Source organism: Alistipes sp. Marseille-P5061, from assembly GCF_900290115.1.
Taxonomy (GTDB): domain Bacteria; phylum Bacteroidota; class Bacteroidia; order Bacteroidales; family Rikenellaceae; genus Alistipes; species Alistipes excrementigallinarum.
Window position 1 is genome coordinate 390270 of sequence record NZ_LT985748.1, and the last position, 13244, is coordinate 403513.

Here is a 13244-nt window from a genome sequence, read left to right on the forward strand (position 1 = left end):
CCCATGAAGAAAACCATCATCGACCTCTTTGAATCATCGGTCGCCCGGTACGGGGAGAAGACCTTCCTGCTCGAGAAGCGCCACCACAAGTTCGAACCGACGACCTATGCCGAGACCCGCGAGCAGGCACTCGAGGTGGGAGCCGGCCTGGCCGCCATCGGCATCCGTCCCAAGGAGAAGGTAGCCATCCTCTCGGAGGGGTGCAACGCCTGGATTATCTCGGAGCTCGGCCTCTTCTATGCCGGCTGCATCAGCGTGCCGCTCTCGGTCAAGCTCGAGGAGTCGAACGACCTGCTGTTCCGGCTGCGCCACGCCGAGGTGAAGACCATCTTCGTTTCGAAGTACCAGCTGCCGAAAATCCGCCGCATCGTCGGCCAGCTGCCCGAGCTGCAGCACATCATCGTCTTCGGCCACATTCCGCTCGAAGCGGGGGAGATGGCGCTGGGAACCCTCAAGCGGCTCGGCCGCGCCTACCTGGCCGACCAGCGCGACCGCTTCCTTGCCATCGGGCAGGCTATCCAGAACGACGACTACGCCACCATCACCTATACGTCGGGCACCACCTCGGACCCCAAGGGGGTCGTGCTGACGCACCGCAACTATACGGCCAACGTCGAGCAGTCGCTCTCGCGCATCGACATCCCGTCGTGGTACCGCACGCTCATCATCCTGCCGCTGGACCACTGCTTCGCCCACGTCGTGGGATTCTACATCATGATAGCCTGCGGCGCCTCGGTAGCTACCGTACAGGTGGGCGCCACGCCGATGGAGACGCTCAAGAACATCCCGCTCAACATCCGCGAGGTGCGGCCGCACTTCCTGCTCTCGGTACCGGCGCTGGCCAAGAACTTCCGCAAGAACATCGAGAGCTCCATCCGCGCCAAGGGACCCGCCGCCGAGCGGCTCTTCGAACTGGCGCTCCGCACGGCCTACTGCTACAACCAGGACGGCTACAGCCGCGGCAAGGGGTGGCGCTTCGTGCTCTGGCCCGCGGTCAAGCTCTTCGACCTGCTCCTCTTCCGCAAGGTCCGCGAGGCCTTCGGCGGCAGCCTGAAGTTCTTCGTCGGCGGCGGTGCGCTGCTCGACGCCGAGCTGCAGCGCTTCTTCTACGCCATCGGCATCCCGATGTTCCAGGGTTACGGCCTCTCGGAGGCGACGCCCGTCATCTCGACCAACTCGCCCAAATACCACTGGCACCGCTTCGGCTCGTCGGGCAAGATACTCATCCCGCTCGACCTGAGAATCGTCGACGAGCAGGGGCACGAGCTTCCGCACGGCGAGAAGGGCGAAATCATCATCCGCGGCGAGAATGTCATGGCCGGCTACTGGAAGAATCCCGAGGCGACGGCCGCCACCGTGCGCGACGGATGGCTCCACACGGGCGACATGGGCTACGTCTCTAAGGACGAGTTCCTCTACGTGCTGGGACGCTTCAAGAGCCTGCTCATCGCCTCCGACGGCGAAAAGTACAGTCCCGAGGGGATGGAGGAGGCCATCGTCGACAAGTCGCCCTTCATCGACCAGATTCTGATTTACAACAACCAGAGCCCCTTCACGGGTGCCATCGTCGTGCCCAACCGCGACGCGCTGCTCCGCGAGCTGGAGGCGCGCGGCACGGCTCCAGCCGAGCGGGCCGCCACCGCGGCCGCGATTCTCGGCGGGGAAATCGACCGCTACCGCTCGGGCGGCATCTTCGCAGGCGAATTCCCCGAGCGGTGGCTTCCGGCGGGTCTGGCCATTGTCGACGAACCCTTTACTGAACGCAACGGACTGGTCAACAGCACGATGAAGGTTGTCCGCGGCAAGGTCGAGGAGCACTTCCGCGACAGAATCGACTACCTCTATACGGCCGAGGGGCGCAAACTTCAGAACGAGCGCAACCTCGCCTCGCTGCAAAAAGTGCTGGGATGATGAAAATTCCGGCGCGGAATGCTTGAAATATCGGAAAATCGGAGTATCTTTGTACTCCGAATGCGGAAATAGCTCAGTCGGTAGAGCATCAGCTTCCCAAGCTGAGGGTCACGGGTTCGAATCCCGCTTTCCGCTCCAGAAGGAGGAGTTTTCCCGAAAAAGGGGATGCTCCTCCTTTTTTCTGCATCAGTGGTTGTGTGGGGTCCGACACCACGCAAGAACCATCCCCAAGCCGCAAAGCCAAGCCCGACAAAGCAGCGGCAGGCCGGCAAAAACCGCCCGGCAGTAAAATTATGCGGGGTCGGGCTTGCCGAAATACTCATTTTTTTCTATCTTTACGTATCGGCCGAAACGCCGCACCCAGACGGATGGTGCATCCGCAGCTGCAGAGAGCTGCCGCCACACCCGACGCCTCGACCGACCCGATATCCAACCACACGTCAAGCCATGAACATCCGGATTTTTCGCATCACGCTGTTGACGCTTCTTAGCGTCCTTACAATCAGTTCAGTAAACGCCGCCTCGACCGTCCAGGGGCGCATCTATCTCAAGGACGGACGCATCATCGAATGCGGTGAAAAAGACCGCATCAAGCTCCCCAAACACGCACAGGACGTCAAACTGCTGCGTCGTGCCTTCTACAAGGACAAGAGCAAGGAGGTCTACCGCTACGAGGAGATTGACTCGATGGTCTGCTGGCACGCCACGGCGCCCGAACACCGGCAGAAGTTCATTCCTGCACCCGGGGTCGGCTGGCTGTGGGTCTACTTCGAGACGCCGTACATCTGCGTCGGAGTCTTTGCGCAGAAGGGCTACGGCATCGACTCGAACGGAGGCATCGAGGTGCTGGTCAAGTACCGCTCGCTGAGCCGTTCGCGCACGGCCTACTACCTGCGCAAGGCAGGCGAGGAGGAGTTCTACGACGCGGGGTCGGCCAGCCGTCAGGGCAAGGGGCGCTTCCGCGAGTCGGTGGCCGCCTACGTGGCCGATGACCCCGCACTGTCCGCCGAGATTCTCCGGTCGGAGAGCCGCGACCGCAGCCGGACGATTCTGATGCTCGAAAACTACCGTCCCGCAGACGAAGAAAAACCTGTAAAAGAATAGTGCCGTATGAAATCGTTTTTCCTTTGTGCGCTGGCCCTGGCGGCCACCGTCGGCATCGCGACGCATGCCGAAGCCCGGAAACCCGCGGATGCGGAGTCGGACCACGTGATTGTCACCCTCAAGTCGGGCGAAAAGGTCGACTGCTATGTCCACAGGGGCTGGCATGCCGAAAATTCGGTCTTCAAGAAGGAGAACTACTCGTTCAAGGTGACCCGGACACCCGATGACAAGGAGCCGATTCAATATACGGCCGACGATGTGGTGAGCATCGACTACGTGGAGACCACGGCGGACCATCCCGACGGTCTGCGCTGGGAGTCGCATCCGCTCGCCCGGCCCAACTTTGCAAGCCGCTACCACACGATGCAGAGGCTCTTCTGCGTCGACAAGGTGGGTAAGAACGCCACAACCTACTGGTGGAAAATCTGGGTCGCATCGGGATTCAACGGCATGGGCCGCTCGCTCCAGACCAACTACGGCGTCCGCTTCCACAACGACCCCGAAGGGATTGTCTATCCCTACATGCTGGTCAACTCGGTGCTGATGAAGGACCGCTATCCCGGTCTGAAGGAGTTCTGCAAGATGTGGTTCAAGGGCTCCGAAGGCAAGGTCCACAAGAAGGAGGCCGAGGAGAACGACGCCTGGATTCTCGACATATACGATGCCTATCTCGAGCAGATGGGCGACAAAGCGGCCGAGTTGCCATATCCCATTCCCGACAAGAAAGACAGCGAAGAGTAACCGACAGGGCGGGCAGCTCTGCCGGCAGGGTTGCCGGTTCTACGGCCAAAGCCGCCTAAGGGCAGGAGCAGCAGGGTAGCGCCCCTCCAAAAAAGAAGCCGCCGCAACGGTTCCAAAATTCCGTTGCGGCGGCTTGCTTTGTTATGTCCGGCAGAGACTGCCAATCAGCAACTCCGACCCAGCTCGCAGGCCTCCAGCAGAAGCTGTTCCGACCCGGAGGCTCCCGGCTGCCGGGCGGCGTCGCAGACTATCCCCTTCAGAGGCGAAGAGTCGAAACTGCCGACAAAGCCACGCAGCCGATTGACGGTGCGCTCCGCCTGCCACACATCCCGCCCCGCAGCCGTAAGGAGGATGCAGAACTCCTTCGCACGGATTTCGTGACGGCAGCCACAGCAGCGGTCGATGAAGTTCTTCATCGGGCCGCCCATTGCGCAGGCCCGCGGCGTCGTATCGAGCACGATGACCTCCGAGTCGACCATCCGCGAGGCCAGATGGGCCATATCGTCCTGCAGCGGGCAGACACCGCCTTCGAAGCTGCAGTTGCCGCACCCCAGGCAGGGGTCGATTCGAAGGTCGCCGAGAAGCACCTCGGCCACCTCGTGGCCCGCCTCGGCCGCCCCGGCCCGGAACCGGGCGCAGAGCGTGTCGGAGTTGTCGTCCCGACGCGGATTCGACGATATCACCAGTATCTTTTTCATACCGTTTCGATTGATTCGGTTTTCTCTGTTGCAAGAGCTGCGGACCTCAAACGCATCCAAAAGCAGTCGTCCCGCAGCCGCCGGGCCCGTCCCGACGAAAACAGGAGCAGCCACCTTGAAGCGAATCCCGACCCGGCACTCAGGCTTCGAAGCGCACCTCATTAACCAGCGGAGCCCCCGAAGCGAAGGTGCGGATGTTGTCGAGCGTCGTGCGGGCGATGTTGTCAAGCGCCTCGCGTGTGAAGAAGCCCTGATGCGAGGTCACCAGCACGTTGTTGAACGACAGCAGACGCGCCAGCACGTCGTCGCTCATGATGCGGTCCGAGGTATCCTCGTAGAAGTAGGCGGCCTCCTCCTCGTAGACATCGAGACCGGCCGCACCGATGCGCCGCTGCTTCAGCCCCTCGATGAGCGCCTCGGTATGGATGAGCTGTCCGCGGCCCGTGTTGAGCAGCACAACCCCCGGCTTCATGCGGGCAATCGAGTCGGCGTTAATCATGTAGCGCGTCTGCTCGGTCAGCGGGCAGTGGAGCGAGATGACATCCGAGCGGCGGTACAGCTCGTCGAGCGTGACGTAGGTGATGCCCGCCGTCCGGGCATACTCCTCGTCGGGACAGATGTCGTAGGCCAGCACCTCCATGCCGAACCCCTTCAGAATGCCAATCAGCGCCCGGGCGATGCGGCCCGTGCCGACGACACCCGCCGTCTTGCCGTAAAGGTCAAAGCCCAGCAGTCCGTGCAGCGAGAAGTTGCCGTCGCGCGTCCGCCAGTAGGCCCGGTGCACCTTGCGGTCGAGCGCCAGCAGCAGCGCCACGGCGTGTTCGGCCACGGCATGGGGCGAATAGGCCGGTACGCGGACCACGCCGATGCCGCACGCGGCCGCCGCCTTGAGGTCGACGTTGTTGAAGCCCGCGCAGCGCAGCGCAATGAGCCGCACCCTCTCGTCGGCCAGCCGCCGGATGGCCGCAGCATCGGCCGTATCGTTGACGAAGATGCATACGGCCTCGGCTCCGCGTGCCAAAACCGCATTATCGGGGGTTAAATGGCTGTGGTGGTAGACAATATCGAAGCCATAGGCTCCGTTGTTATTAATGGTATCGAACGACTCCCTGTCGTAGGGCTGCGTTCCGAAAAATACTACTTTCATCCCTTTGTCCTTTTAGTCCTGTGATACAACAAACGCACGTTTGGGAGCGCATGGTATGCAACGGCTCAGGATTTTCGACGGTATCCCGTCGGCGAGACCCCCGTACGCTTCTTGAAATAGCGCCCCAGATAGGACTGGTCGGGGAAGTGGAGACGATAGGCAATCTCCTGCACCGAGAGGTCGGTCGACTGGAGCATCATCTTGATTTCAAGGATGACCGACTTGTCTATCAGCTCCTTGGCCGATGAATGCGAGACGTTCTGCACGATGGTCGACAGGTAGCGCGTCGAGATACAGAGCTTGTCGGCATAGAAGGCCACGTCGCGCTGCTCGGAGCAATGGTCGTGCACCAGAGCCAGAAAGCGGTGAAAAAGTTCCGCCTGACGGTTGGTCGTTCCGGGAGCCGGGCGGTCGCGCTCGGCAAAGCGCTGGAGCTTGTCGTAGATTTCGAGTAGGATGTTCTGAACCCGGTTCTTGATAATCGTGTTGCGGAAGATGTTCTCGCGGTCCTGATAAGTATAGGTGGCAATGTCGAACCAGATGTGGATGCCGTTCTCGTTCCCGTGCGGGTAGCAAATCGGATTCTCGCTCAGGAAGCGGAAAAAGGCAGGCTCCATGCGGAAGCTCGCCTCGGCAAAGATGTCTCGCGAATAGGCGCAGTAGGTGACCTGGAAATCGTCCGACACGTCTGTCAGCATCAGGATGCTGCCCGGCAGCATCAGCAGAATCGTATTGGGCTCGATGCGCCCCCGGCGCAGATTAACCGTCGCCTCGGCATTTCCGCTGCGGCAGAGGATGATGGCTCCGCATTCGCAGCGCGCGGGGTAGTTGTAAAAGTAGCGCAAATCGGAGTCTCCGACTACGAATTGTTCGGTATCGGTAGTGACAATGGGATTTGTTGCAGGCATGGGGTTCGTTGCTTTTTTCGAACAAAAATAGGGATAAATAAGCATATACGCGCCTTGTTGTTCCGAAAAGTACCAACACTATTCGCAATATATAAGGATAAACCGGAAGAAAATACGATACTTTTGCACCTGAAAAAGTTTTTTAGTATAAAATAAGAAGAAACTATGAAGCAAACATTTGTACAGGCAGCGCTCGTCGCTTGCTGTATGGCAGTCGTTTCGTGCGGACAGGCACCGACTCAGCAAAGAGCCGCGGAGTATTCCGTGCAAACCATCACCACGACCGACCGTACGATTCCGACCAACTACTCGGCAACGATTCGGGGACGGCAGGACATCGCCATCTATCCGCAGGTCTCGGGTACGATTTCGCAGGTCTGCATCACCGAGGGTCAGCGCGTGACCAAGGGTCAGACGCTCTTCATCATCGACCAGGTGCCCTACAAGGCCGCCCTGCGCACGGCCGAAGCAAATGTGGAAGCAGCCAAGGCTGCCGTAGCCACCGCACAGCTGACCTACGACAGCAAGAAGGAGCTCTTCTCGCGCAACGTCGTTTCGCAGTATGACCTCTCGACGGCCGAGAACAGCCTGCTGACGGCCAAGGCTCAGCTCGCCCAGGCCGACGCCGCCCTGGTCAACGCCGCCAACAACCTCTCCTATACGGTTGTCAAGGCTCCGTCGAACGGCGTGGTCGGCACGCTGCCGTACCGAGTCGGCGCGCTGGTCAGCGCTTCGATTCCCCAGCCGCTGACCACCGTATCGGACAACTCGACGATGTATGTCTACTTCTCGATGACGGCCAAGCAGCAGCTCAACTTGACGCGCCGCTACGGCTCGATTGCCGAGACGCTCAAGAACATGCCCGACGTGCAGCTGCAGCTCAACGACGGTACGGTCTACGACCAGACGGGCCGCGTGGAGTCCATCAGCGGCGTGGTTGACACCTCGACGGGCAGCGTCCAGCTGCGTGCCGTATTCCCCAACGAGAACGGTCTGCTGCTGAGCGGAAGCACCGGCAACATCATCATGCCGAACCTCTACAAGGACTGCATCGTCGTTCCCCAGACGGCCACCTTCGAGATTCAGGACAAGGTCTACGTCTACAAGCTCGTGGACGGCAAGGCCACCTCGTCGATGATTGAGGTCGAGAAGATTTCGAACGGTCGGGAGTACATCGTCACCGCCGGTCTGACGCCGGGTGAGGTCATCATCACCGAGGGCGTAGGTCTGATGCGCGAGGGTACGCCCGTCGTGCCGAAGGGCCAGGCTGCCGCTGCCGCCGCACAGACGACGGAGGACGGACAGGCTGCCGAGATGAACCAGACGGCCGCCCAGACGGAAGAGGCTGCCGCCCAAACCCAAAATGCAAAGGAGGAATAACCCATGACACTCAAAAATTTCATAGAACGGCCCGTACTGGCGTCGGTCATCTCCATCGTCATTGTCATTGCCGGTATCATCGGCCTGGCCACGCTTCCGGTCGAGCAGTATCCCGACATTGCACCTCCGACGGTGATGGTGCATGCCTCGTACCCGGGCGCCAGCGCCGAAACGATTCAGAAATCGGTTGTCATCCCGCTTGAGGAGGCCATCAACGGCGTGGAGGACATGACCTACATCACCTCGGCCGCCGCCGCAGGTTCCGCCTCGATTTCCATCTACTTCAAGCAGGGCACCGACCCCGACATGGCGGCCGTGAACGTGCAGAACAAGGTTTCGACGGCCACCGGACAGCTGCCTTCCGAGGTAACGCAGATTGGTGTGACCACCATGAAGCGCCAGACCTCGATGGTGAAAATCTTCTCGCTCTACAGCCCCGACGACACCTACGACGAAGGCTTCCTGGCCAACTACTCGAAAATCAACATCGAGCCCCGTATCGTCCGCATCCCGGGCGTAGGTGAGGCCTTCACGCTGGGCGCCGACTACTCGATGCGTATCTGGCTCAAGCCCGACGTCATGGCGCAGTACCGCCTCATGCCTTCGGACATTACGGCCGTGCTGGCCGAGCAGAACCTCGAGGCCTCGACCGGTTCGCTGGGTGAGAACTCGAAGAACGCCTTCCAGTATACGATGAAGTATACGGGTCGTCTGACGCAGCCCGAGGAGTTCGAGAACATCGTCATCCTGGCTCAGGACGACGGTACGATTCTCCGTCTGAAGGATGTCGCCGACATCGAGCTGGGTCGTGAGTCCTACGCCTACGTCGGCAAGACGAACGGCCACCCGGGCGTCAGCACCATGGTCTTCCAGACGGCCGGTTCGAACGCTACGGAGGTCGTCAACCAAATCAACGAGCTGCTCGACGAGGTGGAGGCCGACATGCCGAAGGGCATAGCCATCGCCCACCTGCACAGTGTGAACGACTTCCTCTTCGCCTCCATCAACGAGGTGATCAAGACCCTCATCGAGGCCATCATCCTCGTGGTGCTGGTGGTATACGTCTTCCTGCAGGATATACGCTCGACGCTGATTCCTACGGTCTCGATTTTCGTGTCGCTCATCGGTACCTTCGCCTTCCTCTCCGTTGCCGGATTCTCCATCAACCTGCTGACGCTCTTCGCGCTGGTGCTGGCAATCGGTACGGTCGTCGACGATGCCATCATTGTGGTCGAAGCGGTGCAGGCGCGCTTCGATGCCGGTTACAAATCCTCGTACATGGCCACCATCGACGCCATGTCGGGTATTACGTCTGCCATCATCACCTCGACGCTGGTCTTCATGGCGGTGTTCATCCCCGTGGCCATGATGGGCGGTACGTCCGGTGTCTTCTACACGCAGTTCGGTATTACGATGGCCGTGGCCGTCGGTATCTCGGCCATCAACGCACTGACGCTGTCGCCGGCCCTCTGCGCCCTGCTGCTGAAGCCCTACCTGGATGAGAACGGCGAGATGCGCGACAACTTCGCCGCACGCTTCCGCAAGGCCTTCAATACGATTTTCAATGCACTGATTAACAAGTACAAGCGCGGCGTGATGGTCTTCATCAAGCACAAGTGGCTGATGTGGTCGACCTTCGCCATCGCCATTGCGGCGCTCGTACTGCTGATGAACTCGACCAAGACGGGTCTTGTGCCCGACGAGGACCAGGGTACCATCATGGTCAACGTGACCACCTCGCCCGGTACGTCGCTCGAGGAGACCTACAAGGTGCTCGAGCAGGTTGCCAACCGCATCGCGGACATTCCGCAGGTGGAGAACGCCATGGAGACCGCCGGCTTCAACATGATTGCCTCGGCCGCAGGTTCCTCCTACGCCATGGGTATCGTCAAGCTGAAGAACTGGGACGAGCGTCCGAATCCCGAGGACGAGGTACACGCCGTCATCGGTCAGATTTACGCCCGCACGGCCGACATCAAGAATGCCCAGATTTTCGCCGTGGCACCCCCTATGATTTCGGGTTACGGTTCGACGTCCGGTTTCTCGATGTATCTGCAGGACCGCGCCGGCGGTGAGCTCACCGACTTCTACGGCATCTTCCAGCAGTTCATCGGCACGCTCAACCAGCGTCCGGAAATCGAGCGAGCCTACTCGTCGTTCAACATCAACTTCCCGCAGTACATGGTAAGCATCGACGCGGCGAAGGCCAAACGTGCCGGCGTCTCGCCCTCGACGATTCTGTCGACCATCGCGGGATACTACGGCGGCCAGTACGCATCGTACATCAACCGCTTCTCGAAGATGTACTACGTAACGCTGCAGGCCCGTCCCGAGGACCGACTCGACGTGGAGTCGCTCAACAACATCTACGTCCGCACCGACAGCGGTGAGATGGCGCCCGTGGGAGAGTTCGTCGAACTGACGAAGGTCTACAGCTCCGACGTGCTGAACCGATTCAACCTCTACAACGCCATCTCGGTACAGGGCACCGCCGCCTCGGGCTATTCGTCGGGTGACGCCATCAACGCCATCCGCGAGGTTGCCGACCAGGTGCTCCCGAAGGGCTACGGCTACGAGTTCGACGGTATCACCCGCGAGGAGGCCCAGACGACGAGCAACACGCTCATCATCTTCGGTATCTGCCTTCTGTTCATCTACCTCATCCTGAGCGCCCTCTACGAGAGCTACCTGATTCCGTTCGCCGTCATCCTGGCCGTACCGTGCGGTCTGATGGGTTCGTTCCTTCTCGCCAAAATCATGGGTCTCGAGAACAACATCTACCTGCAGACGGGTATCATCATGCTGATTGGTCTGCTGTCGAAGACGGCCATCCTGATTACGGAGTACGCCGCCGACCGCCGCCGCGCCGGCATGAGCCTCACGCAGGCCGCCGTATCGGCCGCCAAGGCCCGTCTGCGCCCGGTTCTGATGACGGTGCTCACCTGCGTGCTGGGTATGCTCCCGCTGGTATTCTCGACCGGTGCCGGTGCCAACGGTAACGCGACCCTCGGTACGGGTGTCGTAGGCGGTATGATTGTGGGTACGCTGGCGCTGCTGATCCTCGTACCGACGCTGTTCATCGTCTTCGAAACCCTTCAGGAGAAGGTTAAACCCCTCGAGCTCGATCCCGATCCGCAGTGGTCCGTTCGCGCCGAAGTGGAAGAGGTCAAAAATGAGAAGGAGGAGTAACACATGAAAAAGATAGTTATCATCTGCCTGGCAGTCGCCATGACCGGCTGCGGCATCTACAAGCCCTATACCCGTCCCGAAATCCAGACCGACGGACTCTACGGCGACGCGGAGAGCGCCGATACGATGACTCTGGGCAATCTCCGCTGGCAGGAGGTCTTCACCGACCCGGCCCTGCAGAGCCTCATCGAGGAGGGTCTTGCCAACAACACCGACCTGCAGTCGGCACAGTGGCGCGTGAAGGAGGCCGAGGCGACGCTCAAGTCGGCACGCCTGGCCTACCTGCCGTCGTTCAACTTCGCACCGCAGGGGAGCATCAGCAGCTTCGACAACCAGAATACGACGAAGACCTACAGCATCCCCGTCACGGCAAGCTGGCAAATCGACATCTTCAACGGTCTGACCAACGCCAAGCGCAAGGCCAAGGCGCTCTACGCCCAGAGCCAGCAGTACGAGCAGGCGGTCAAGACGCAGCTCATCGCCAACATCGCCAACCTCTACTACACGCTGCTCATGCTCGACAGCCAGCAGGAGGTGACGCGTGAGACGGCCATGAAGTGGGAGCAGAGCGTCGAGACGATGCGCGCGCTGAAGGCTGCCGGCATGACCAACGAGGCGGGCGTTGCCCAGTACGAGGGCAACTACTTCGCCGTGGTGGCATCGCTGCGCGACATCGAGACCTCGATTCGTCAGACGGAGAACAGCCTCTGCTCCATCCTGGGCATCGCCCCGCAGCAGATTGAGCGCGGCAGCCTCGACGCACAGCAGCTTCCCGAGCAGATTGTCGTCGGCGTTCCGGTTCAGATGCTCTCGAACCGTCCCGACGTACGCAGCGCCGAGTATGCCCTCATGCAGGCCTACTACGCAACGAGCCAGGCCCGTTCGGCCCTCTACCCGTCGATTACGCTGAGCGGTACGGCCGGCTGGACCAACAGCGCCGGTGCCATGATTGTCAACCCGGGCAAGCTGCTGCTCACGGCAGCCGGCTCGCTGCTCCAGCCGATTTTCAACGCCGGAGCCAACCGCGCCCAGGTGAAAATCATGAAGGCACAGCAGGAGGAGGCCAAGCTCTCGTTCCAGCAGACGCTGCTCAACGCCGGTGCCGAGGTGAACAACGCCCTGACGCAGTATCAGAACGCACGGGCAAAGACCGACCTGCGCATCAACCAGATTGAGGCCATGGCCCGCGCCGTGGAGAGCACCGAACTGCTCATGCAGCACGGCTCGACGACCTATCTCGAGGTGCTGACCGCACAGCAGTCGCTGCTGTCGGCCCAGCTCTCGCAGATTGCCGACCGCTTCGATGAGATTCAGGGTGTTGTCAACCTCTACCAGGCACTTGGTGGCGGCCGCGACCTCACCGAGGAGGAGTAGTCATGAAGCGGGGAGCTACCAGAGAGGAAATCATCCGCACGACGCAGGAACTCATCTCCCGCAACGGCATCCGTGCCGTGCGGGTGGATGAGATTGCGCAGACGCTCGGCATCTCGAAACGGACGCTCTACACCATGTTCGCCGACAAGAACGAACTGGTCAACGCCTGTCTGGACGAGATGGGCCGCTCGATTCGGCGCCGCATCTCGGGTTACCGACGGCTGCGCGCCACGTCGCTCCAGAAGACCTTCCGCCTGACGAACGAATACATCGACAGCCTCTACCTGGTGGACAGCTGTTTCCTGAACGACGTGAAGCAGAAGCTCGCTTATGCCGAGCAGTATGCCGAACACCGCGTGGTTTGGGACAAGGAGCTGACCTCCATGCTCGAAAGCTGCCAGCAGGACGGATTTATCCTCACGGACCTCAATGCCGAGGCCTTTGCCGGAAGGCTTGTAAGCTCGCTCTACGAGATGCGCATCAACCAGGCATCGCGCGAGGAGCTGCAGCTCATCTGCCGGGCCCTGCTTCGGGGCGTCGCCACGCAGGAGGGCATCGACCTCATCGACCGGAGTTGATGCTCCGACATACCGGACACAGCGTTCCCGGACGGATTTGATTCCGTCCGGGAACGCTGTTTTTCGGGGCTTCGCGACAAAAAAATGCTCCGAAGTGGACAATCATACCAAAAAAAGAGTATCTTTGTCAACAAACAAGAGAAAAACCATGCGTACGAACCTTACGACCGGCAGCGCACTCCGAATGCGCTCGATGATGATGCACTCGATGTGC

Annotated in this window: 10 protein-coding genes and 1 tRNA gene; 8 read left to right on the plus strand and 3 right to left on the minus strand. The window is 60.5% G+C overall.

The window, feature by feature from the left end; all coding sequences use genetic code 11:
• Positions 1-3: 3 nt before the first annotated feature.
• From C8267_RS01545 to C8267_RS01560, 4 genes are all read left to right on the plus strand, one after another.
• Entirely contained in the window at positions 4-1911 is a 1908-nt protein-coding gene (locus C8267_RS01545; RefSeq protein ID WP_106633404.1) for an AMP-dependent synthetase/ligase, read from the plus strand.
• Between the two features lie 62 nt (positions 1912-1973).
• Positions 1974-2049 (plus strand) — tRNA-Gly (locus C8267_RS01550).
• A gap of 309 nt (positions 2050-2358) precedes the next feature.
• Positions 2359-3015 (plus strand): hypothetical protein, encoded by a 657-nt coding sequence (locus tag C8267_RS01555; protein WP_106633405.1) that lies wholly within the window; start codon positions 2359-2361, stop codon positions 3013-3015.
• A gap of 6 nt (positions 3016-3021) precedes the next feature.
• Positions 3022-3756 (plus strand): hypothetical protein, encoded by a 735-nt coding sequence (locus C8267_RS01560; RefSeq protein ID WP_106633406.1) that lies wholly within the window; start codon positions 3022-3024, stop codon positions 3754-3756.
• 164 nt (positions 3757-3920) lie between these two features.
• On the opposite strand, the gene C8267_RS01565 is transcribed toward C8267_RS01560, so the two are convergent.
• From C8267_RS01565 to C8267_RS01575, 3 genes are all read right to left on the minus strand, one after another.
• Positions 3921-4454 (minus strand): flavodoxin family protein, encoded by a 534-nt coding sequence (locus tag C8267_RS01565; RefSeq protein ID WP_158699656.1) that lies wholly within the window; start codon positions 4452-4454, stop codon positions 3921-3923.
• Between the two features lie 139 nt (positions 4455-4593).
• On the minus strand, positions 4594-5601 hold the full coding sequence (locus tag C8267_RS01570) for a 2-hydroxyacid dehydrogenase (protein WP_106633408.1): 1008 nt from the start codon (positions 5599-5601) through the stop codon (positions 4594-4596).
• A gap of 65 nt (positions 5602-5666) precedes the next feature.
• On the minus strand, positions 5667-6509 hold the full coding sequence (locus tag C8267_RS01575; protein ID WP_106633409.1) for a helix-turn-helix domain-containing protein: 843 nt from the start codon (positions 6507-6509) through the stop codon (positions 5667-5669).
• Between the two features lie 165 nt (positions 6510-6674).
• Between C8267_RS01575 and C8267_RS01580 the strand changes: the two genes are divergently transcribed.
• From C8267_RS01580 to C8267_RS01595, 4 genes are read left to right on the plus strand one after another with little or no spacing between them, the layout of a single operon-like run.
• Complete coding sequence (locus C8267_RS01580; protein ID WP_106633410.1) at positions 6675-7889, plus strand: efflux RND transporter periplasmic adaptor subunit; 1215 nt, start codon at positions 6675-6677, stop codon at positions 7887-7889.
• Between the two features lie 3 nt (positions 7890-7892).
• Complete coding sequence (locus C8267_RS01585; protein WP_106633411.1) at positions 7893-11078, plus strand: efflux RND transporter permease subunit; 3186 nt, start codon at positions 7893-7895, stop codon at positions 11076-11078.
• Between the two features lie 3 nt (positions 11079-11081).
• The gene (locus C8267_RS01590) at positions 11082-12452 is read left to right on the plus strand and encodes an efflux transporter outer membrane subunit (protein ID WP_087361789.1); all 1371 of its coding nucleotides are present in this window, start codon (positions 11082-11084) and stop codon (positions 12450-12452) included.
• Positions 12453-12454: 2 nt separating this feature from the next.
• Positions 12455-13030 carry a TetR/AcrR family transcriptional regulator gene (locus C8267_RS01595; protein WP_087361788.1) on the plus strand — a complete coding sequence of 192 codons (576 nt, stop codon included), beginning with the start codon at positions 12455-12457 and terminating at the stop codon, positions 13028-13030.
• Positions 13031-13244 lie beyond the last annotated feature (214 nt).